Annotated in this window: 27 protein-coding genes; 19 read left to right on the top strand and 8 right to left on the bottom strand. The window is 49.5% G+C overall.

The features are described 5' to 3' along the window. The first annotated feature begins 71 nt into the window (after positions 1-71). Positions 72-521 carry a TIGR03757 family integrating conjugative element protein gene (locus tag CPA45_RS19105; RefSeq protein WP_096654312.1) on the top strand — a complete coding sequence of 150 codons (450 nt, stop codon included), beginning with the start codon at positions 72-74 and terminating at the stop codon, positions 519-521. Then, positions 521-1,486, top strand: a complete 966-nt coding sequence (locus CPA45_RS19110; RefSeq protein WP_096654314.1) for a TIGR03756 family integrating conjugative element protein — start codon at positions 521-523, stop codon at positions 1,484-1,486. Before CPA45_RS19105 ends, CPA45_RS19110 begins: the two co-directional genes overlap by 1 nt. Positions 1,487-1,548: 62 nt before the next feature. On the opposite strand, the gene CPA45_RS19115 is transcribed toward CPA45_RS19110, so the two are convergent. Beyond that, a complete protein-coding gene (locus tag CPA45_RS19115; protein ID WP_096654316.1) occupies positions 1,549-2,466 on the bottom strand; it encodes a hypothetical protein in 918 nt (305 codons plus the stop codon). Between the two features lie 17 nt (positions 2,467-2,483). After that, positions 2,484-2,759: a hypothetical protein gene (locus CPA45_RS19120; RefSeq protein WP_096654318.1), complete on the bottom strand. Its 276-nt coding sequence runs from the start codon at positions 2,757-2,759 to the stop codon at positions 2,484-2,486. Between the two features lie 197 nt (positions 2,760-2,956). Here CPA45_RS19120 and CPA45_RS19125 point away from each other — a divergent pair, with 197 nt between their 5' ends. The 3 genes from CPA45_RS19125 to CPA45_RS19135 are packed head-to-tail and all read left to right on the top strand — an operon-like array spanning position 2,957 to position 6,308. After that, entirely contained in the window at positions 2,957-4,408 is a 1,452-nt protein-coding gene (locus CPA45_RS19125; protein WP_096654320.1) for an integrating conjugative element protein, read from the top strand. Beyond that, complete coding sequence (locus tag CPA45_RS19130; protein WP_096654322.1) at positions 4,408-4,767, top strand: hypothetical protein; 360 nt, start codon at positions 4,408-4,410, stop codon at positions 4,765-4,767. The genes CPA45_RS19125 and CPA45_RS19130 overlap by 1 nt, the downstream gene beginning before the upstream one ends. Beyond that, on the top strand, positions 4,767-6,308 hold the full coding sequence (locus CPA45_RS19135) for a conjugal transfer protein TraG N-terminal domain-containing protein (protein ID WP_096654324.1): 1,542 nt from the start codon (positions 4,767-4,769) through the stop codon (positions 6,306-6,308). Before CPA45_RS19130 ends, CPA45_RS19135 begins: the two co-directional genes overlap by 1 nt. Before the next feature lie 51 nt (positions 6,309-6,359). Here CPA45_RS19135 and CPA45_RS19140 read toward each other — a convergent pair whose 3' ends face one another. The 3 genes from CPA45_RS19140 to CPA45_RS19150 form a co-directional block, all read right to left on the bottom strand. Then, positions 6,360-6,821, bottom strand: coding sequence for a hypothetical protein (locus tag CPA45_RS19140; protein ID WP_096654326.1), 462 nt, complete (start codon positions 6,819-6,821; stop codon positions 6,360-6,362). Between the two features lie 107 nt (positions 6,822-6,928). Further along, positions 6,929-7,330, bottom strand: a complete 402-nt coding sequence (locus tag CPA45_RS19145; RefSeq protein ID WP_165771589.1) for an HVO_A0114 family putative DNA-binding protein — start codon at positions 7,328-7,330, stop codon at positions 6,929-6,931. A 7-nt stretch (positions 7,331-7,337) separates the two neighbouring features. Continuing rightward, entirely contained in the window at positions 7,338-7,700 is a 363-nt protein-coding gene (locus CPA45_RS19150) for a toxin-antitoxin system TumE family protein (protein ID WP_244287657.1), read from the bottom strand. Positions 7,701-7,962: 262 nt separating this feature from the next. On the opposite strand from CPA45_RS19150, the gene CPA45_RS19155 reads away from it, so the two are divergent. From CPA45_RS19155 to CPA45_RS19170, 4 genes are all read left to right on the top strand, one after another. Beyond that, positions 7,963-8,616, top strand: a complete 654-nt coding sequence (locus tag CPA45_RS19155; protein WP_133066801.1) for a FitA-like ribbon-helix-helix domain-containing protein — start codon at positions 7,963-7,965, stop codon at positions 8,614-8,616. 121 nt (positions 8,617-8,737) lie between these two features. Then, complete coding sequence (locus tag CPA45_RS19160) at positions 8,738-9,139, top strand: hypothetical protein (protein WP_096654332.1); 402 nt, start codon at positions 8,738-8,740, stop codon at positions 9,137-9,139. A gap of 66 nt (positions 9,140-9,205) precedes the next feature. Continuing rightward, on the top strand, positions 9,206-9,487 hold the full coding sequence (locus CPA45_RS23305; protein ID WP_096654334.1) for a colicin Z C-terminal domain-related protein: 282 nt from the start codon (positions 9,206-9,208) through the stop codon (positions 9,485-9,487). Positions 9,488-9,663: 176 nt separating this feature from the next. Continuing rightward, positions 9,664-10,281, top strand: a complete 618-nt coding sequence (locus CPA45_RS19170; RefSeq protein WP_096654336.1) for a hypothetical protein — start codon at positions 9,664-9,666, stop codon at positions 10,279-10,281. A 20-nt stretch (positions 10,282-10,301) separates the two neighbouring features. Here the strand turns inward: CPA45_RS19170 and CPA45_RS19175 are convergent, their stop codons facing one another. Next, entirely contained in the window at positions 10,302-10,853 is a 552-nt protein-coding gene (locus CPA45_RS19175) for an RES family NAD+ phosphorylase (protein ID WP_208858557.1), read from the bottom strand. Next, on the bottom strand, positions 10,850-11,209 hold the full coding sequence (locus CPA45_RS19180) for an XRE family transcriptional regulator (protein ID WP_096654338.1): 360 nt from the start codon (positions 11,207-11,209) through the stop codon (positions 10,850-10,852). The genes CPA45_RS19175 and CPA45_RS19180 overlap by 4 nt, the downstream gene beginning before the upstream one ends. 432 nt (positions 11,210-11,641) lie before the next feature. Between CPA45_RS19180 and CPA45_RS19185 the strand changes: the two genes are divergently transcribed. The 3 genes from CPA45_RS19185 to CPA45_RS19195 all read left to right on the top strand — a co-directional run bounded on the left by CPA45_RS19185 (position 11,642) and on the right by CPA45_RS19195 (position 14,133). After that, positions 11,642-12,334: an NYN domain-containing protein gene (locus CPA45_RS19185; protein WP_096654340.1), complete on the top strand. Its 693-nt coding sequence runs from the start codon at positions 11,642-11,644 to the stop codon at positions 12,332-12,334. Between the two features lie 472 nt (positions 12,335-12,806). Further along, the gene (locus tag CPA45_RS19190; RefSeq protein WP_096654342.1) at positions 12,807-13,358 is read left to right on the top strand and encodes a restriction endonuclease; all 552 of its coding nucleotides are present in this window, start codon (positions 12,807-12,809) and stop codon (positions 13,356-13,358) included. A 118-nt stretch (positions 13,359-13,476) separates the two neighbouring features. Then, positions 13,477-14,133, top strand: coding sequence for a hypothetical protein (locus CPA45_RS19195; RefSeq protein ID WP_096654344.1), 657 nt, complete (start codon positions 13,477-13,479; stop codon positions 14,131-14,133). 327 nt (positions 14,134-14,460) lie between these two features. Here the strand turns inward: CPA45_RS19195 and CPA45_RS23205 are convergent, their stop codons facing one another. Then, entirely contained in the window at positions 14,461-14,628 is a 168-nt protein-coding gene (locus CPA45_RS23205; RefSeq protein ID WP_279628824.1) for a DUF4113 domain-containing protein, read from the bottom strand. Between the two features lie 106 nt (positions 14,629-14,734). Here CPA45_RS23205 and CPA45_RS19205 point away from each other — a divergent pair, with 106 nt between their 5' ends. From CPA45_RS19205 to CPA45_RS19240, 7 genes are all read left to right on the top strand, one after another. Further along, positions 14,735-15,427 carry an HNH endonuclease gene (locus CPA45_RS19205; protein ID WP_096654348.1) on the top strand — a complete coding sequence of 231 codons (693 nt, stop codon included), beginning with the start codon at positions 14,735-14,737 and terminating at the stop codon, positions 15,425-15,427. Further along, on the top strand, positions 15,424-16,065 hold the full coding sequence (locus CPA45_RS19210) for a hypothetical protein (protein WP_096654350.1): 642 nt from the start codon (positions 15,424-15,426) through the stop codon (positions 16,063-16,065). Before CPA45_RS19205 ends, CPA45_RS19210 begins: the two co-directional genes overlap by 4 nt. Further along, on the top strand, positions 16,065-16,358 hold the full coding sequence (locus CPA45_RS19215) for a nucleotidyltransferase domain-containing protein (RefSeq protein ID WP_096654352.1): 294 nt from the start codon (positions 16,065-16,067) through the stop codon (positions 16,356-16,358). The genes CPA45_RS19210 and CPA45_RS19215 overlap by 1 nt, the downstream gene beginning before the upstream one ends. Before the next feature lie 488 nt (positions 16,359-16,846). Next, on the top strand, positions 16,847-17,404 hold the full coding sequence (locus tag CPA45_RS19220) for an STY4534 family ICE replication protein (RefSeq protein WP_096654354.1): 558 nt from the start codon (positions 16,847-16,849) through the stop codon (positions 17,402-17,404). Between the two features lie 115 nt (positions 17,405-17,519). After that, the gene (locus CPA45_RS19225; RefSeq protein WP_096654356.1) at positions 17,520-17,747 is read left to right on the top strand and encodes a hypothetical protein; all 228 of its coding nucleotides are present in this window, start codon (positions 17,520-17,522) and stop codon (positions 17,745-17,747) included. Between the two features lie 610 nt (positions 17,748-18,357). Next, positions 18,358-18,570, top strand: a complete 213-nt coding sequence (locus CPA45_RS22745) for a hypothetical protein (RefSeq protein ID WP_133066802.1) — start codon at positions 18,358-18,360, stop codon at positions 18,568-18,570. 220 nt (positions 18,571-18,790) lie between these two features. After that, positions 18,791-19,309 carry a hypothetical protein gene (locus CPA45_RS19240; RefSeq protein ID WP_096654362.1) on the top strand — a complete coding sequence of 173 codons (519 nt, stop codon included), beginning with the start codon at positions 18,791-18,793 and terminating at the stop codon, positions 19,307-19,309. Positions 19,310-19,514: the final 205 nt, after the last annotated feature.

A 19,514-nucleotide genomic window follows, 5' to 3' on the forward strand; every position in this document is an offset into this window, starting at 1 on the left:
TTTTGCTGTGACAGTACATCGCAGGGCATACCGTTTGCTGTGACAGTTCATTTCCTGGAGTGGCGAACATCATGCTGAGACAGACCATTAATTTTTGCGTTTCGCGGCGCTGGATTGCCAGTTTGGCTGTTAGCGCTCTTGCTTGGGCTCCAATGAGTGTACTGGGACAGTCAATAGAGGTGTTTACGACGGCGGGTGAACCGGTCAGCAATGTCCCCGAAGGGGTCGCCGTGATCGAGCTTGATGCTCCTGCCCGCCTCGATGCGGAAATCTCTCAGGGTTTATCTACTGATCTTGATGCTGCGCGAATCAGTATGCGTGAGCGTATGGAGTCGCCGGAGTGGCCAAGCATTATGCAGCGTTATGGCGACCTTCATACGGGGGTTACCCGCGCATGGTTATTGAGAGTTGAGAAGGTGCCAGCCGTTGTCGTTGATGGGCAATACGTAATTTATGGACAGCACAACGTTGAAGCGGCCGTTCAGGAAATTGCGGCGTTCATAGCAGGGGAGGCTGAGTGATGAAAGCGCTCACACGTTATGTTCGAAGTGCCGTTCTAGCGATCGGGCTGGTCAGTGCTGTGGCCAGTGCTAATCAGGCTGAAGCTCGGCTGACGACAGCCAGCATCATTCCGTCAGCGGCGTCACATAATTGTATGGATTATAAAGTCGTCGGCGTATGTCTATGGCTTTACTGTGGTTTTAGTGGCTGTCGGATACGGACTTCTGTGAAAGTGGGGCACTTTGTTCCAGAGCTAGTTGTGTCGAGTTATGAAAATACTGGGAGGAACCCCTGGGTTGAAATCGCGGCCGTCTCTCCGCCCACCGGTGAGGCAATGGCGGGTGGGAGGAGTACGGGGGATGTCGAGCCCACTATGCACCAACAGTTGAGGTTCAAGAACGTCGACGCGATTGGGCATCCAGGAGCGTCCATGTTCAACCATTTTGCGAGTCAATTCGGTTTTACATGCCAAGGGGCAACTCAGTCCATGCGGCCATATTTTGTCTCTACGCTGGATGCCCTGGCGTGGCGATCGGGCATCCCTGAATCTGTCTACCCAGAGGCACTTATACCTGGGCGGCGTGAGTTAGGACAACCAGGTGACCTTTGGGGAAACATCTTTCCCCGGAGTGGCTTCATTTCCCAGACCCATGACTATAAAAGTGCCGCTTTAATGGCGCAGCGCGCAGCAGATATAGTGACGCGAGAGGGGCAGCCGCACGTCTATCAACCAGTAATTAGTACAGCTAGCTCACGAAATGGCTATTGGCCGCCTGGGCCAGTAGAAGAAGGTAGTAAAAATCACCAGTGGCAGGATCTTTATCCTAATCGAAGTAGCTCCTGCGCCATTTGGCCGGATAGATCCCCGCAACACACCTATTCTGAGCGCCTGGATGAGGGGGGGGATTATGCGTTTGCACTTTGGCGGCGCTATGAGTGCTGTCAGCGCAGAGGGTTTGAGCTAATAGACCATTACAATTTTTAAGTACGGTTGCGTCGGAGCATCTTTTCTCGTTGGTATACCGGATTGATGTTCCAGCGCACAGGCTATTTCAACAAGCTCCCTAGTTCCTCTTGCGCAATATCCAACAGCCGTTGGTTGCGCTGTGCTCGTTGAGGGGGAGTATTGATTAATCTGTCAAAAAAATCATGATTAAATTCAATGGTTTCCTCGTAAACGTCTTGGAATTCAACTTGATTGTCCCAGCGTACTGAGATGTTCAATTTCATGCTTTCAAGCAAATGGCCATCCTCTTGCTTATGAAAACGATGTTGTAAAAAGCATAGGCTGAGTTCGAAAAAACGTGGCTTAGAGCCATCAAGAGGCTTTTGTGCTGTCAACTGATGTGTAACTTCATCAATGTGAGCTTCTGGAACATGAGCAAGAATTGCACTCGCCAGCGCTTCATTTCTAATGCTCTGACCATATAAATTGGTTGCATCAGACATGTAAGCAAAGCACCAGGGGACGTTCCGTAGTGAGGCTCCTGTATACATGAAGCCTCGCTCGCCCTGATACTCACGAAGCATTTTACGGAGCGTTTTGTGAGAAAAACGTAAGTTAGTTTCCTTTTCGAGCAAATAGACGACTCTGTCGAACTGGCTGATCAGCAGCTCAAGAATTTTCCTTGGTGTACCTTCAAAACGAGACTTTCGTTCTGATTTATGGTGTTGACGTGGTTTGAAATAAGGGCAGTTACCTCGTTCTTCTACATCAAGCGGTGCGAGATCCTCTATAGAGCGACCGTGATGTTTTCCAAACGGGTGCTTCACATTGGGTGGGAGCTCATAGAGGCCAATTAGCTGTATCGGATTATCACAAGCAGGGCAGACCGCAAATTGAGACTTCCTGCCATGAGCGCTAGGTCGGTACCAGGGGTATCCACACTTCGTCTCTGATTCGACGCGATCTTTGTCGATAGGCTTACCACCCACATGATCAACCCTTAGCTTATAAACATCCATTTTGACGCTTCCTTAACCTATGCCGAGTCATCAGTGGCCAAGTTATCAGGAACGACTAGGCAGTATCTACTGGTTACCTGAGACCACCACATCGTATCAACAGGAGGAACTAGCCCTTCCTGTTCTGCAAAATGCAAACACTGTAATAGTGTGGAAAGGCTCATTGAAAATTCATGATGGTTATCCCGCAGTGCAAATATTACCTCACTCCCACAGGACTGGCAGCTAGTGGTATCGCCTGCTGAATCCTTTGTGATATGGGCGCGGTTTTTCAAGATGTCATCGTGGCGCATGATCGTCCTCATAAGTCTCGTCATGTTCATAAAGCGGAAAATATCTTGTATTAGCTGTCTATGGGAGGAGGTTATCGAGGCCACTTTGTTCTGTATGTAGAAAAGAGAATTTCCGGCATTAACATTTCTGGCAGCTACTTGGACCAAGATCTGGCTTTCTGACGATAACGTGTCATTCGTCGTCGAGGAGGTAGATCGTGACACCCTGCAAGCACTTACGAACTCTTACGCTCAGCATTTCACTTGCGTCGACACTTCTGTTGTCCCAAGGCGCTCACGCCCAGTCGGCCGACAATCTCTACTATCAGATTGGCGGAGCATCACCTTTTTCTATCTCTGCTGGTCGAGGTCATAACCCTCACGTCACTGGCATTGGCGTTCGTTGGAATATGAATGCCTCATGTGGGAATTTCGACATCGGGGCGACCGTGAGCAATCAACTCAATGGTGTCACCCAGGGCTTCCAGAACATGATGGGACAGGTCGTGCAAAACGCTCAAGGAGCTGTTGCGTCATTGCCGGCAATGATTATTCAGCGGGCTAACCCTGGTCTATATGACCTGCTTAGCAATGGTGTTTTACAAGGGCGTATGGACTTTGATCGATCAAAACTCTCTTGTCAGAACATGGCTGATCAGATGGCAGACTTAGCCATGGGCCAGGGATTGCATAAGATGGCTGTCGCTGAAAATTGGCAATCAACGGCGCAGGGTACCAACGATGTGGTTGCAGCCCAACAGCAGGTTGAGCAGAGCGGTGGCAATGGCGGTACGACCTGGGTCGGGGGACAAAAGCGTGGTGGGCAAGGACAAGAGCCCATCCGCGTTGTGAAAGACACTGCGCGGGCAGGGTTTAATCTGCTTCACGGTCGAACTAATCCGACGTCGAATGAGGCTGTCTCAGGCGGAGGTGGTGGCTGGGGTTCAGTACCTACCAATAATGGCAACTGGATTGGTGGTGGCGGTACTGCTGGGTCGGGTGGAGGGACCGGTGGAGCTGGTGGGGCTGAGTGTCGAGGTGGAATGTGTACCATTTGGGCAACCCCCGAAGCTGCATCAGAATGGACGCGATCTGTCATTGGTGACGATGATTTACAGACCTGTGAGAACTGTGAACAGCGACAGTCTCAAGCAGGAACAGGGCTAATGCGTGAGCTTGAGCGAGAGCAAGAAGAGGTGTTCCAGCGCTTAGCCGATTTGGTCAGCGGTAGTGCAGCTCCAACGCCAGATAACCTCCGCAACATCTCGGCAGATGGACTCACTGTCTCTCGCGGAGTTATCGAGTCACTGCGTAACGACCCGCAAGGAAGCTTTCTGACTCACCGTTTAGCTACCGAAATGGCGTTGGCAAGAACGCTAACGAAGGCTATTTGGGCGCGGCGCATCTTGTTGGCCGGATCTAGCGACCCTGGCATTGCCAATAATGAGCCTGGAATGAGTGCGTTAGACCGCCGTTTGGCGGCGCTTGATCGTGATATTGATTCGTTGCAGTCGGAGATGGAAATTCGCAAATCGCTAGCGTCCAGCGCCGCTGGTATTGCACTAGATCGAGCCAGTAATCGTGCAGCAGGCTCAAGTGCAGGAGAGGTTACTCGTCCTGGGGCTACGTTGGATAGCCGGGGTCGTCCAATGAATGAGGAAGAGCCCTAATGGTAAAACTTTCTCTACATCCAAAAAGATGGTCATCCTTCCTAGTCGCGTTCGTGGCGCTAGTAGGTATGGTGGTTGTCAGCGGTATCATTGCCACTATTGGTATTCGTATCGCTGGCAGCCTGCCTGCATTTCAAAGCGCCTGGCGAGAAGCAGGTTGGTGGTTGCTCGTGTGGCGCGCTGTACTCTATGCGGCGATCGCTGCGGTCTGGTGGTATTACAGCAAACCACGCGTGTTACAACGCATTGGAAACAATCCTGAAGCAGCTCATCGACTTCGTCGACTTGAGCGCTCAGTTCTACTCCTACTGCTTCTGCTTGAAGTCCTGAACCTGCCCCGCTGGCTGGGAGGTGCCTGATGCTTAACGCTCCATTAATCGTATTCGATTTCTTTTCCAATGCGTTACTGATGCTGGGATGGTTAATTCAAAACGCCCTATGGGATGTATTTACCCAGACAGGGTTAGCCGCTGTGCCTTTCATCGCCTTGATTGTGTCTGAGTGGTATCGAGCTCGACAGGAAGGCGATGATGAAGGGAACAAAGGCGTATTGAGCATTAATAGAATCGAAACTCGGCTCTATGCGATGGCAATAGTATTTTTATTTACCTGCCAGCCAATTCTGTCTATTCAATTGAGTACAGTGGATGTTGATATAAAGCGCAGCGAGGAGTGCGGCGTGCGGCAATTTGCATCAGGCCAATGGGGTGAGTCCACGCTTAACTCCCTCGATGGTCAAGTACCAAGCATTCCGGTCTGGTGGGCATTTGTACATGCGGTCTCTCATGGCGTGACAGGTGCAGCGATAGCAGCGATCCCCTGTACGACAGACTACCAGTCAATTAGAACCGAGTTAGACCTGAACAGTATTGAAGACCCCGTGCTGCAACGAGAGGTGGGAGAGTTTCAGTTGAGCTGCTTTGGCCCCGCACGCAATCGCCTATTTCAGCAATCAGGAAGTGTAGATAGTAGTCGCGGTCAAGATGTGGACTGGATTGGTAGTAGTTATTTTCTAGGAACACCTGGCTACTATGATAGTTTCTATTCTGGGCGCCCCGTGCAAGGGTTTCCGTACAACGAAACACGTGATGCCTCTCGACCCAATACTGGGCCAGGGCAGGATGGGTATCCCACGTGCTCAGAATGGTGGTCAACAGGCGACGTAGGTCTACGGGCTCGGCTACATGATCAGGTTGATACAAAGCTTTGGGATAGCGTTCGTAGTGTCTTCACGCGATCTGACGCTGAGGATTATGTTATCAGACGAATGGTGAGCCCTCGTTCTGGTGCCGCTAATGGTAATTTAAATCAGGCTGCTGTGGGATATAGGGATATTGACGGTGGTGGGCATTCTACTGGCCTAGATATGCTTGTGGATATCGCTGTCTCGGGTGGCGCGATACTTGGGGGCGGGATCGGAGCACTACCTTTCCAATCGGGTATGGATATGGCAAAGCAGGCATTGCCCATGGTTCAAGCCATACTGGTTATGGCCATTGTGATTTGCTTGCCCTTTGTGATGCTAATTTCTGGTTACTCTTTCAAAGTTGCAGGGGTGGCCACCTTCGGGTTATTTGCTACCTGGTTCTTAACTTTTTGGTGGGAAGTCGCACGCTGGATGAGTTCCAATCTCGTGGAACTTATCTATAAAAGTGATGCCGCTAAAATGAGCTGGTTATCAGCCGCCACTAACATGTATGACCGCATGGTGCTGATGTTTGTAGAGGGCACGATGTTTTTTGTACTGCCTGCGCTTTGGATAGGGGCGCTAGGTTGGGCGGGAATGAAAGTTGGGAGTGGTGTTGGCAATGCAGCCGGAGATGGTAGTAAAGGAGCCAGAAGTGCAGGCGAGAAAGGTGGTAGCAAGGGACAGTCAATGGGATCTGGCGGCAAGCTATAGGGGGCTCAAGTAGCAAACGACAAGGCCAGCAAACGCTGGTCTTGTCGCATTTTAGAGGTACGTGCGATCGCCATCAATAGACTCATTTTCTATAAGGTCATTTTCAAGTAGATCATTTTCAAGTAGATCATTTTCCAGAAGCCCATTCTTCAAGTGATCAGGCTGCGAATCTTCCAACGCATTACGGAGTACTACGAAACCGACGGCAGCAGAGACCGCTGCTACTTTTCCAGTGCCACGTGCAATTTTCAACCAACCTTCACGTGTGGTGGTCGCTTTGATGGCGGAACCGCACAAGGCGCCGAGTGACTCTCGTGGGCTTGCGTTGGCATGCCAATCATCAGACCAGCCGTCAGGTTTGCCCTTGTCATTGGTGTCATCAGTGGCGGCAGTTTTGACAGCTGATTTGGCAGCCCCAACAACTGAGTCGCGCAATACACAGAGGGAATCTCCAGTACTAGCGTGAGTGTGCCAACCATCTGACCAGCCGTCTGTTTTACCGCTTTTTTCCATATCACCACCTCTCTGGTGATTACAGTCATTTTCTCTAAGGTAGCACACCTCGCCTGAGTGGCAATCGATCAACGCTACTTCAAAGCTGAACGAGAAGGACTCTGGGGTCAAACTGACAAGGCGTTCTCACCATTTACTGGATGGCTGTAGTGAAGTCCAAATTGAACATTGAAGTCTGTTGCCATAACTTCTGGCACGACCTTGCCGCCTTCTTTCTTTAGATCAACAATCCCATACTTCTCTAGGGTCCTTAATGTCCTGGAGAGATTTGATTTCTTCCTTGAGGTCATTTTCTCAAGATCTGAAATGGAGCGCGGCTTGTTGTGAATTATTGTTCTCAATAATTCCTGGTTATCGCTATTAAGAACCTGAGCCATAGAAGTGATCGACTCAAACCATACCTTTGGTTCTTTCTTCTTTGGCTTATATTCTCCTTTCGCAATAGCGATAGTCCGCTTGCGATAATCCTCTCTTGAGATGATGCCCACCGTCATGACTTTAGTTTTCATCTCACACCTATTTCATAGCCAATATGTTTTCAACTTCGTTCCAGAAATCTTCTAGAAGCTTTCCGGCGCTCTCAAACTCGTAGTCTTCGACGTTTTCCATTTTATGCTTGTGATCCCACGTCTTCTTTTTTGCTGCAAAATTCCTTCTTTTAGGCTTTATGGCATGAGCGTTGTCATACCCAAGTATCCTCTTGTTGTGCTTATCGTGTAGGGTTATGGAGTACTTAACCCCATGAGGAATTTGCTCATTGGGATTAACCCTCCAAGCCTCGAACTTTGTCCAGTAGCCGCCTTTTTCCATCGGGAAGACCTCTCCATGAAGGTCTAACAGGGTCTCTAGGCCTGGATCTATTTTATTTTCACCTGACACCTTCACCTCAGCCTATCACGTTATCATCCGATGATATCACATGGTGGGGTGATCTGCGTTCCTTCCTCCCCTTTTAGGCCTGATTTTAACCACCACTGTCTTGTTCGGGGGGGATTACCGAATGCGGTTTTTGGCCTTCTAGTGGGGACAGTCTCACACTTGATAGATCTGCTTTAAGATATTCTTCAGCCAATGTTGACATAGGGTCTTTTTGATATCATTATCGATATCAATATGATGTCTTTTTGGGCTGAGGGATAATATGTCGAATAAAAAACTAGCAATGACTGTACGAGGTATAGAGCCAGACGTGATGGAAGCCCTTGATGCTTCCGCTCAGGCGAATGGACGGGCTCGGGAGGCGGAGGCCCGGGCGGCTATTCGAGCCTGGGTTGGAAAACCAGAGATTCCTCCAGCCAATAAGAAGCAGACGATTATCCCAGTTGATGGGTGTGGGTATCACGCAATACTTGAGGAGTATGAATATGTCCTGATGCCCAACAAAAAACTGGAAGATCCTCAATGTCAGTCGTTTCACAAAGACGTTTATATTCTTGTCTACACATCAGTTTTGATGAATAACGATGATGCCAGGGATATTTTATTGAATAGGATCTGCAATACAGAACTTTCAGGAATACCCATTAGCCATGTCCATTTGGTTCTGATGCTCAAAGAGGCTTTCTGTGCGGAGAGTGGTTTCAAAGCGTTTATATTTGAGCCTCAGTTCGATGTTGATGAGGCTCGTAAAAATTTGCCGGGCGTGATTCAGAAAAAGCGCTCTATTACTGGGACAGAGTATCATTGGCCCTCACATTTAATAAAATGCGGTGATGTTAGAGTCCGTACTGACCCTGAGGTCTTCGATGAGCTGAGTCAGTCTGCGATACTGGCGCTGTTATCATCCAGAAGCTAATCGGGGTAGAAGAGAGGGACGATTTGAAAAAAGAGTTTGAGGCCGTCTAAAGTGAAATGGTAGGTAGGCATAGAGTCTTCTTAAACCGATCTTTTGAGACGTTAAGCAGGGAAGGTTACTTATGAAGAAGCCATTAGCAGCAATGTCGTTGGCGCTCCTGGCTGGGTGTGCTGGGGAAGGAGCTCACTACCAGAACTCACACCAAGCACAGCAAGGGTTGGTATTTAGCGTGTCGGATGCCAGTTATACGCTTACGCCTGAGTGTACCCGTAGTGCGGAGGTTGACTACGATGAAGCGGGTCGACCGATGGTTGTGGTGAGTATGAAACGAAGCCCTGAATGCAGTGAAAAAGCATTTGAAACTGTATTCTCCAAAGTGGGTCAGCACTTGAATATCGAGTATGGAGAGCAGGTGCTAGTCCAGGGCTCACCCATTGTTTCGCCGATGGATCCTACCTCACCATTTTGGACAGGGGTCGAAGATGATGCGTTGGCCAGGGATATTTCCAACTACTTGGACTAAAGTTTACTTTAATTTATACGTTTCACAGCCATCCTGAGATAGTCACTGTCAAAAAGGAGGTCAGCGATGGCAATTGTAGAAATTTGGGCTCCGCCCGGGTTTTGGGGAGCATACGCGGACTTACGATCCCATACAGGTGGGTCAAGGAGCTATACGGTAAACTTTAATACAGTATCAGGATCCTCTACATTCGATGCTGAAATTGAGTATGTGGATGCGGGAGGTCTTGAGAAAGTTCTCCGGGCTGGGCCAGGCAGCTATACCATCCACTCTTCAGGCGGGGCCGGGACAGACCGGATCCGTTGCCGAAGCCACTCGCTTGGGCAAACTATCCGAGTTACCTTCTAGCGCTTGGCGTACTGTCTAAAGTACAAGGCGAGGAATGAGCTTGGTAAGTGGGTGTCTTACCACCCACTTTTTGACTAAGACGTGAAGCCCCTTTCTGCTGTCGTTTTGCCCCTTCACCGAAACCTCTATAATGCTTGCTACATGGACACTTCGAATTGCGCGCAAGGCCAAACATCATGGACGATCTCAACTACGGTAGTGCTCAGATTAAATTCTGGCAGGTTCACGGCGAGGTGCTGGACACTGACCGGTACAGTGAAACCCATGTCCAGGCCCATGGTGGGGGAGGCTATGCTCATACCTCCTCCGTGAAAGTGAGCCAAACTACCCATCAAAATTTCTGGATTCGTGATGATGACGGTCGTGAACGAGCCATCCAACTCGAAGACACCAGCATTCCATTACGCCCTGGACAGCGAATTACATTAATTAATGCACAGCGTCAGGGCTGTGAACGTGGTTGGATGTGCTCACTTGTGAACCATGCAACTGACCAGGTGCACGAGATTACCTCTCCGAAGGTGCTGCAACATCGACTTCGCATGGTGCGTATCACTGGTATTTCGCTCATTCTCGCGCTGATCGTAGCTGCATTGGTCGTATACTTAACAATGCCTCCCCGCGGTTATTTTGAGCAACCATGGCGCATGGCAGAGTGGGGCTGGGCGATCACTGCTGGCATCGCTGTACTCATTTGGGGAGGCTGGCGTAAGTCCCGCCGTAAGAATCAGGTTACCAAGACCCTCAAGGCACGCATTGATGTCGCCATTGAGCGAGCACAGCAGCATACTTGATTCCAACCTGGAAGTACTTGCTAAGGCCTTAACGGAGTGTCCGCTGGTTCACTTGGCAACCGTCCCTCATCATCTATCACACGAACTTTGGTAGGCTTCTTATGCGACCATTTCCAGAATACGATGTTGATATCACGATCTGTTGCGTTCTTGGCTTGAGATGGCACGCGAATGCCGGTGAAACCCTGCTCAATTAGCTGCGTGGCGATCTCCCAAGCAATAACCGGTTCGCGTCGAAGCTTCTTATCCAACCAGGCTTCGTGCATCCACCCCTTCGGATTAGGACGTACTCGCTCTTGAATTGCTGGATCACAAAGATCTAGTAGGGGGCCACAATCAACATTGTAGGTACAAAGTGTCAGTGGTTGTGTCTTGAATGGGAACCCTTGCTGAGCCTCAAGCCAAGCGGTTTCAAAACGCTCACTTGTGTATAACGCTGGGAGACCAACTGGGTTCCATCGTCCTCCATTCCTAGCCGCACCCTCTCCGGACTCAGGTGCATGCTGCCACAGAGGATTGTGGCCACGATAGACGACCCCTTTGTACTGAAACCCCAGTTTCAGCAGGCTCACGCATAGCCTCCCTCAGCAATGTGAGAGAGATAAGCCCGGACATCATCAGCACGACCATGACTGACCAGTTCTTCTGCTGTGAGGTCTCCAAGAGGGGAAATCGGGTACGTGCGGTACCATGACCATGCCCCACTGATCGACCCAGCCCATGGTTCGATTCGCTTAAGGATCTCCATCGTTTGGCGTAGGCGCTGTTGCGTGGAGACTGCATGAAGACGATCCTTGCGGATGATAGCGCTATGGCTCAGACCGATCGCGTGAGCGAACTCACGCTTAGTGATATGCAATTCATCCAAGAGGGCTTCTGCCATGATAAAGCCCTCACGGTCCACGACGTCTTTGATTTCCATGTTCATCTTCGTCACCTAGATAGACGTATTTATATGTCATTCTATGTGACAGACAAGGTCTCGTCAAAGTTCGTGAAGGGTATGTGGCACATCACTAGGCGCTACTGCACTGTTCTGTCTGCTACAGCTAAAACTACGAAGTGAAGAAGTCTACTGATTAGCTTGAGAGACGATTAAAGACTACTTGGCAGAAGGTACTCGCCTTTAGCAAGAGGTAACGCCACTCTAGTAAAATTTGCCTCTAAGTTTACACCAACGGTTTGCCAAGATTTCAAAGCAAACAACGTAGGCAACGACTTCAGCCACTTGACGGGGTCATCAATATGCGTAAGAATATAATCACGACTCAACCCCGTACGCAGCGATTCAATTCGCTGGCAGTTGGGGTGAAAAAACCGGCCATAGTGCCGGTTTTTTCGTTTCTAAGGACCTTATCTTGTGCAGACCGCCTTTTTCATTGATGGTTACAACGTGTTCTACGGGCTGCTGGCAGGCACTCCCTACAAGTGGCTCGACCTCCCGTCCTTGTTAAGTGCCATCAATCACGAGCAGGATCCCCGCAGTCAGGTTGCTGAGATCCACTACTTCACCTCTCCCGTGCAGCCAGCCTTAGCTACACGTGGTCTGCAATCAAAGCAGGCCCAGGATACCTATGTCCGGGCTCTCAAGGCTTATGGCGTTAAAGTCCACTGGGGCCGTCATCGCCTGGACCACCGGAAGGCTCCTCGCTTCGTCTCCAGGAAGGTGCAAGCTTCTCGACAAGACCAAGTCGATATCTGGAACCTCGAAGAGAAGGAGACTGACGTCAGAATCGCCATAGCCATGTATCGCCTCGCAGCGAAACAGCGTAGGGAAGACGCATCGGAAGGCCGAATTCAACAGATCGTCCTAGTGTCGGGAGATACGGATCTGGCGCCGGCTCTGGAGGCAATTCGTGAGGACTTCCCACACCTACGCATCGGCATCATAGTGCCACACCACAATGGGGGTGAGAGAACACCGCCAGGATCACTACAGAACAACGCCAACTGGATGCGCCGTTACATCTCTAATGAAGAGCTTGAGGCACACCAGTTTCCTGATCGTGTTCCTACTCGTAAGAAGCCTGCTGACAAGCCTAGCTACTGGTAAGGGTGGAAAGTGCACTAGGCCTTCTTTGGTGTATTGGAGAATCCGCTGTCGCCGATCCATAAGTTTTGCACTGCTTTTTCCTAATATCGAACACGATGAAAAGTAAGGCCACAGCCGAGCAAAAGGGCGGGAGAACTTTCTGTCACCAGGTATCTGTAATGAGGGAAAGGGAGAAACCCTAAAAGGCCAAAAGGATTAAGGGGTTAATGGAATGGTTTTGAAGGGGAAGGGGCTTACCCGTGAAAGGCATGAATAGTCGTTGAGTAAACCCAAAGGGTTAAAAGAGAAAAGGCTGCCTCAGCCATCCAAGCTCCCGCCTAGCGCAAACAAACAGCTGTCGCCCCCACGATGGTCTTCTGTCGCTACGCCCAGCGCATGGGAAATGTCTCATCGCGTGATATTAATTATCTGTTGAGACGTTCGTCCAGCGTGCTCAGAGTCTTACGTGTTGCCAGAATTAGAGAACTGCAGCATGCCTGACTTATTTCACCACATACCGCTATCTCTTCTGATCTTTTTGCTGGTTGCACTGGTGTTGTTAAGCAACTTTACGATGCCAATCCTGAGGCTTTTCGGCTGGAGGAAGCGCAGCCATAGGCAAAAAGAACGCCAGGCACGCCGAAGCCTAGCTGTGCTTACTACCATCCAAGAGCCGGGTCGAAAATTTGCCTACCTGCGGAAAGTCGATCCATTTGTCTTCGAAGAAATGATCTTAGAGGCGTATGAGCAGCAAGGGTATAAGGTCAAACGAAACCATCGCTATACAGGTGATGGGGGTATTGATGGAAGAGTCTATCTGGATGGTCAACTGCACTTAATCCAAGCCAAACGTTACGCAGGCCATATATCCGCCGCTCATGTGCGCGAGTTCTGTCAAATTGTCGCTGTTAAAGGGTGCAAAGGCATCTTTGTACATACTGGGCGTACAGGCAGTGCGAGTCATTACTCAGCCAAATGTAACGGGAACGTCACTATTATCAGCGGCCAGAGATTGCTGGATCTGTTAACGGTACATAAAGGGTGATCCAGCGCGCCTGGGTGATATTGTGCGATGAATTATTTAGCTAGGCACATGCATTGCATATGTTCCTGGGCTGCTGTATGAAAAACTGGGTTCATTAACGAAAGAAATGGAGGCAGCTATGCCCAGGTCACTAGAGTCTGCCCGTACCCTGGCTGCCATTATCCTCACTGTTGCTTCTTTTGCTGCCCTAGCCGAGACAGCGGATATGGTTGGCTTCGATACTCCCAGCTACATGGTCTGCTTCTCGAAGGATGCGGCGTTGCGATTCAACGAAGCCTCACACGATAACGATAACGCCACAACCAATGAATTGGTACGACAGAGACTCTGCCGCCTTGTCGATAGCAACATCACTGTGTTGGTCGACAACCCTGAGAGCGAGATCAGCAGCGCTACGCTAATCGACCATGATCGCAGCCATCAGGTGTACGTGTTTCCATCGATTATGAGACTAAGAAGGGAGGGGGATGCCGAAGTGAGAATGGACCTCAGGGTTATACTGACGGAAGGCGTCTATATCTGTCGCGAGAGTCTCACTGCCGAATTGTACCAGGGGCTTCTCGATCAGGGTGATGTTGCTGGAGCAGCGGCCCTGATCAGGGAACAGGGCTGTGCTTTCCTCAATCCCGGAGAGTGGGCCGTGATCAGGCGTTATGAATCAGACGAACCCGACAATGTTCTCGGCCTTGATCGTCCTGTCTATGAAATTCGATCTCCCATCTTCCAGATGATAAAGACGTATGTGCCCAAGGCCCAGATCGACAGGCAGCGATAAATAGAAAGTAGGGACGAATGTCTCATCAGCGGGTATTCAGTCGAGGTAAATTCTATGCTAGAACCTATCGTTGGTGGCAGCTTTCTGATTATCGCTGCCCTTATAGTGACAATCTCCACACATATGATTTGTCGCAGTAAGACATCAGCTTCAAACACAGGAAACCAATCCAGTAATCAGTGCCAAATATCCGACTTGCCCACACCACCCAAAAACTGTGGCAGCATACTTAGTAGTGATACAGGGGGGGAGGGGGGCTGCTGAAGTCATGTGTTGTGGCAGCGAGTATTACTTAGTTGAGAAAATCTCAGCTTCAGCTCCACCTACTTACCGCACATTCAGCAGCTCTTCCCAACGCGTGGTATAGCGTGGGGTGCGATATTCAGCGCGTAATGTCCAAGCACTATTGGCACGTGGCAGTCCTAGCTGTATTGTCCCTCTTCCTAGCTTGATTGTGGAAATTATTGAGGGTAATACAGTGAGGAAAAGGCCCAAAGCAATCTGTTCTTCAGCTTCCGATGTCAGAAATATTCGTTATTGATCTATTTGGTCTGTATCTTCTATACCACTTTTAATAGCATCAGAGTTTAGGCTACTAACTATGGCAAACCGTAAACATATACCTGCAGAAACGAAATTACGGTTGTTTTCGAAGGCTGCGGGTCACTGCCAACATCCCGATTGCCTCGAACCTCTGTTTCCAGCTGAAATGGGGGGAGATAAGCATATAGCCGAAATGGCTCATGTGATTCCGCACGGAAAAACGGGGCCGCGCCACGACGAAAGGCCCGCTGGAGAGTTCGAGGCTGATTCTTTTGAAAACCTTATTCTGTTGTGCCCGACTTGCCATACGATTATCGACAAGGATTCTGGCGGATATAGCCGTAGTACATTGCTGGGTTGGAAAAGTAACCACCTCGCTGCCCTGGCAAATAGGCAAGGAATTCGTTCTTATGATGAGCGCGGCCAAGTTAGAGATGCTGTGATCACCGCCATGACCGAAAACAAAGCCGTATGGAATGAGTTCGCCCCCTCCGATGGTGCAAGCTTCGAATATGATCCGGAATCAGAAACGGCTAAGACGTGGGTGCAGAGGATGCGAGGTGTCATTTTGCCTAATCATTTCCGGATACAAGCCATCATCAAGGCAAACCGGCACCATATGACGGAAGCGGAGCAACAAACATTCGCAAGATATCAAGAACATGTTCGAGGCCTCTCAGAACGTCATGTTTGTGGTGTTGCTGGCGGAGCTATTCGTTATCCCGCAGAAATGGATGAAATCTTCGCATGAACTGGCAGGTTAAATACGCACTTAAATACATTTTAGCAACTCACGGCACAGCGTCGGGGCAGCATATCCGCGATGATGCTATCAGGATCACGATGCCTGACCGGCCTGAAGCCGTTGCGGTTATCTCGGCTGCCTACACGATCAACGACGAATTAGCGATGCAATGCCACACGGATTATCCCGACATGGATTTCTTATGCGGATATCGGAAGGAGTGTGTTTGGGGAGGCGGGGCAATCAGGTATTTAGAAAGCAACACAATAGGATGGGGGAGCGCCGGCACACTCAATTCCGCTATTAACAAAGGCAAAGTAAATACTGCTGCCCATAAGGACTATTCCTTCTCATACCGGCTTATCAGGCAAAATAGATCTATTACCAACCTTGATAGAGAATTTGATCGCGTCTTTACGATGACTCTCGCCAGTGGGCGCACCTTTCGGGTGGGCATGGTTACGGAGTACGAGCCGATAGCTGATTCTATTCGCACCTTATGGGATCAGTTCGGCCCTATCGATATTGCCTGGAACATCAATCCAAATGGGCATCCCACCCCGGAGGCCATCGAGGCGGGACGAGATCTTGAATGCGAGGTAATGAAATGGGACGAGTTAAAGTTGCTGTTGTGGAACCGTTAATGACGGCATGTGAAGTCGCGAGTTACTTACTTAAATCCTGCAAGTCCCTGCAGGAGTACGAGTCATTCATGTTTGGCTCATCGCTGTTCGGCGTCGGCAGTGATTTCGATATTTTAATCGTTGGCCCGTCTGGCGAGCCTCTGAACCGACTGAAGGCAGAATTGAGACTTGCAGGAGAGGAGTTGCCGCTTGATGTTCTATATATGTTGCCAACGGAGGCGGTAGAGACAAAGTTTGTCACAAGAGAAAAATGCATAACTCTCAAGCAATTGGCCGACTCTGAAAAGTACTAACCTCTACCAAAGAGCTTCTATAGTGCACGTCTCGTCGAGCATGCCAACACTAAAGTGGTCAAATTGCATGCATCTTTCAGCGAATTCTCGCCCGTAGTTTGGCAAGGCGCGCGGCCAAGGCATTATTTCCTCTGGCATTAAATTTTGCAGATGCGACGCGGGAAGAATGTTTACACCAGCTTGTAGAGTGAACGTCTCTAGTTAACTTGGGTTGATTCTAAGTCCAATGATACTTGACACTCTGTGTACGCTAGCTAGCATAGCTAATGTAAACGCTGTCGATGACAGTCCGGTGTGTCTCCACCGGCTCCAATAGAGGCTCCCCCTAAGTTCCCCCCGCCTCATGTGAGGGAACGCCACTCATGTGGTTTGAGGCAAGCTATATCTGTAATTGGCCTTTTGGCCTACCTATCTACCATGGGAACACTTTCCCATGGGGATGGTGTTTCCCATGGATTCGTTATTCTTATCCATTACGGAGAAACACCATGACTACTCAAAACGAAACTAAGAGCTTTTTTGATCTGCACATCAACGGCCTTGGTTACTTGAACAGAATTCGCCAGGTAACACCCAAGCGTGGTGAAACTTTCTGGGCATGTGATATTTCTGCACTTAATGGGCCATCTGATGATGTCTCGTATACCAAGTTTGATTGTCGTGTTAGCGGCCGAGAAGCAGAATCACTCGTCAAGCGCTGCGAACAGTCGGTCAATATGGATAAGAAAGTATTGATTGGATTTAAACTTGGTGACCTCTGGACAGACGTCTTCGTCTTTAAATCGGGCAAGAAACAGGGCCAAACAGGCGTTAGCTTGAAGGCCCGTTTACTGTTCATTTCTTGGATAAAGATTGACGGCAAGATGGTGTATCAAGCACCGAGCCGTGATCAATCTGAACAGCAAACCTTAGAGCAACCACAGCCGATTCAGAATGAACCAACCCCAGTAGTTTGCGATGCTCAAGAAGCTGCACAGACTCAGCAACCTGTACAACCCAATCATGGATATTCCGCTGGGTCGTACGACTCCCCGGTTATGCACTGAGTTACTACAGCACAATTAACTCCCCCTGACCGGGGTGGTTATAACCCACTGCGGGAAGCAAAACTTCCCATAGTGGGACGTTTGCTCCGTATCTATTAACTTAAGGAGTAAGCCTATGAAAAACAAACTGAAAAACAGTGCAGTACTTAAAGCTATGCTTAGTGTTATTGACCGATCATCTGCGACTGTGAGTGCCGCCTGCTTGGTAGCGGCAATGCTCGGAACAGCCGTCGATCCCTATCGTGTCACTATTGCCTACATTGGTGCAGTAGTGTTCTTTCATATAGCGGTTGTGGCCGCTATTTGGAAAGGCCAGCTCAAAGAGCAGGAGGATGCCTCATAAGCGGCATGGCTCCACTAAGCACTAATTTTACCTACCAAATGCCCCCCATCGTCAGATAGGGGGCATTTTCTCATGGACTCAATACGCATGCCCCTCCAAAGACAGGACAGTATCGACCTATTTGAGGATCCTTCATCGCTTCCTATTGAGGTTCAACGCCTTTTAGCTCGTTATGATGACTTACTTGAAAATCAAGATCCTTACAAAGCCTGTAGCGCTATGCTTGCAGATATAAAAACCCTGGGGTATGTCTTTGACTATGGCCTAGAGGGCATACCTTATGAACTGCGACCAATGAATCGAAGATAGTACCTACTAAACGCCTCGCACGTGGGGCGTTTTTCTTTTTGGTACACACCTTGACATGCCGCAGGGCGGATATAGCATTAAAGGTGCAAACACTGTCGAAGACAGTCCGGTGGTCTCAACCGGCACCAATAGAGACGCTCACCTAAAGCCCGCCAAGCATCTTGAAAGCGGGCGCCGTGAATGCGGTCAGATGCACGCTATTACTCGCCTGCTAATGGCGATCCACCCCATGGGAATCTTCCCATGGGGAAGGCTATTCCCATGGATTCGTAACTCACTAATCCTAAAAGGGAAATGCTGTATGGATCAAAAGCATTTTAGGTTGAAATATGGCTTTGAAGCGCTGACTACATTCTGCGTGGCCGTTTTCGGGGCAGCTATCATCGGTTTCCTGCTAACACAACAGGTTAGTGGTAAACTGGCAATAACAGTCACTATCGTGAGCCTAGGAATGTTAGCGTTGAGCATAATTCAACGAGCCGAACTTGCTACAAAGGAGAAGGGCAATGAATGATGTTCTGATGGGTATCATTATCACCAGTCCGCTATGGATTGGAGCCCTTGTGCTTCTGGGCTATAAGCATATGCCCTCGCGCTCATGCGGTAAAAAGCACAAGCATTAAGTAAAAGGCTTTTGCCACTGCTACTAGCCTATACAGCCTACCCAACGGGGAGAATCTTCCCCTTTTGGGTGGAGAGCCTCCCCATTTTTATGATCTTAAGGGGAGATTCCCATGAAACTTCGCGCATTTAGCTCATTCAAAATAGTGCTTCCACTTGCTTTCGGCTTATTCTTCGTAGCTCCCGAGTTCGTATTCTGGGGGGCGGTGATTGCATTTGGCATATGGTACTTAAAAAATCGTCCCACTGTGGCACCAGCGGCGCCGTGGAAGCATCAGAAGATTGAAGCAGTAAACCATTCTGGTGGTGCAGGTGGCCACCGTGGATTGATAATTGCGATGGGTGATGATCACTTTTCGCATGACAAGCGCAATAAAATGAGCTTTTTCATCACATTGCGTAATGAAACATCCGGTAAAGAAACAACCTTCTGGGGCGTCGATCTTCGGCGCGTAGCAAGGGAGCAGGAGCTTTCTACTGGAGATCTGGTGCAGCTGGAACATATGGGTCAGCAGCCAGTCACTATCAATAAGGAGATCCGAGATCAGTCAGGCCATGTGATAGGTACTCGGCCGATCCGAACTCACAGAAATGAGTGGAGGGCGAATGTCTTCTCTCGTTGCTACAGCTAATAGTCATAAAACACAAACGCCCCTTCGTGGGGCGTTTTCAGTTTTCAATATCTAAAGTCTTGACACATTATTTCTGCCCGCTAGCATAAGAAATGCTCGCACTGTCGTTGACAGTCCGGTGTGCCTCCACCGGCTCCAATAGAGGCTCCCCCTAAGTTCCCCCCGCCTCATGTGAGGGAACGCCACTCATGTGGTTTGAGGCAAT

Origin of the sequence: Vreelandella nigrificans (assembly GCF_002374315.1) — a bacterium.
GTDB classification, from domain to species: Bacteria; Pseudomonadota; Gammaproteobacteria; order Pseudomonadales; family Halomonadaceae; genus Vreelandella; species Vreelandella nigrificans.

What these genes read in the sequence shown, in the direction of transcription:
- CPA45_RS19105 (WP_096654312.1), top strand. Translation starts at nt 72, where the DNA reads ATGCTGAGACAGACCATTAATTTTTGCGTTTCGCGGCGCTGGATTGCC.
- CPA45_RS19110 (WP_096654314.1), top strand. Translation starts at nt 521, where the DNA reads ATGAAAGCGCTCACACGTTATGTTCGAAGTGCCGTTCTAGCGATCGGG.
- CPA45_RS19115 (WP_096654316.1), bottom strand. Translation starts at nt 2,466, where the DNA reads ATGGATGTTTATAAGCTAAGGGTTGATCATGTGGGTGGTAAGCCTATC.
- CPA45_RS19120 (WP_096654318.1), bottom strand. Translation starts at nt 2,759, where the DNA reads ATGCGCCACGATGACATCTTGAAAAACCGCGCCCATATCACAAAGGAT.
- CPA45_RS19130 (WP_096654322.1), top strand. Translation starts at nt 4,408, where the DNA reads ATGGTAAAACTTTCTCTACATCCAAAAAGATGGTCATCCTTCCTAGTC.
- CPA45_RS19135 (WP_096654324.1), top strand. Translation starts at nt 4,767, where the DNA reads ATGCTTAACGCTCCATTAATCGTATTCGATTTCTTTTCCAATGCGTTA.
- CPA45_RS19140 (WP_096654326.1), bottom strand. Translation starts at nt 6,821, where the DNA reads ATGGAAAAAAGCGGTAAAACAGACGGCTGGTCAGATGGTTGGCACACT.
- CPA45_RS19145 (WP_165771589.1), bottom strand. Translation starts at nt 7,330, where the DNA reads ATGAAAACTAAAGTCATGACGGTGGGCATCATCTCAAGAGAGGATTAT.
- CPA45_RS19155 (WP_133066801.1), top strand. Translation starts at nt 7,963, where the DNA reads ATGTCGAATAAAAAACTAGCAATGACTGTACGAGGTATAGAGCCAGAC.
- CPA45_RS19160 (WP_096654332.1), top strand. Translation starts at nt 8,738, where the DNA reads ATGAAGAAGCCATTAGCAGCAATGTCGTTGGCGCTCCTGGCTGGGTGT.
- CPA45_RS23305 (WP_096654334.1), top strand. Translation starts at nt 9,206, where the DNA reads ATGGCAATTGTAGAAATTTGGGCTCCGCCCGGGTTTTGGGGAGCATAC.
- CPA45_RS19170 (WP_096654336.1), top strand. Translation starts at nt 9,664, where the DNA reads ATGGACGATCTCAACTACGGTAGTGCTCAGATTAAATTCTGGCAGGTT.
- CPA45_RS19180 (WP_096654338.1), bottom strand. Translation starts at nt 11,209, where the DNA reads ATGAACATGGAAATCAAAGACGTCGTGGACCGTGAGGGCTTTATCATG.
- CPA45_RS19190 (WP_096654342.1), top strand. Translation starts at nt 12,807, where the DNA reads ATGCCTGACTTATTTCACCACATACCGCTATCTCTTCTGATCTTTTTG.
- CPA45_RS19195 (WP_096654344.1), top strand. Translation starts at nt 13,477, where the DNA reads ATGCCCAGGTCACTAGAGTCTGCCCGTACCCTGGCTGCCATTATCCTC.
- CPA45_RS19205 (WP_096654348.1), top strand. Translation starts at nt 14,735, where the DNA reads ATGGCAAACCGTAAACATATACCTGCAGAAACGAAATTACGGTTGTTT.
- CPA45_RS19210 (WP_096654350.1), top strand. Translation starts at nt 15,424, where the DNA reads ATGAACTGGCAGGTTAAATACGCACTTAAATACATTTTAGCAACTCAC.
- CPA45_RS19215 (WP_096654352.1), top strand. Translation starts at nt 16,065, where the DNA reads ATGACGGCATGTGAAGTCGCGAGTTACTTACTTAAATCCTGCAAGTCC.
- CPA45_RS19220 (WP_096654354.1), top strand. Translation starts at nt 16,847, where the DNA reads ATGACTACTCAAAACGAAACTAAGAGCTTTTTTGATCTGCACATCAAC.
- CPA45_RS19225 (WP_096654356.1), top strand. Translation starts at nt 17,520, where the DNA reads ATGAAAAACAAACTGAAAAACAGTGCAGTACTTAAAGCTATGCTTAGT.
- CPA45_RS22745 (WP_133066802.1), top strand. Translation starts at nt 18,358, where the DNA reads ATGGATCAAAAGCATTTTAGGTTGAAATATGGCTTTGAAGCGCTGACT.
- CPA45_RS19240 (WP_096654362.1), top strand. Translation starts at nt 18,791, where the DNA reads ATGAAACTTCGCGCATTTAGCTCATTCAAAATAGTGCTTCCACTTGCT.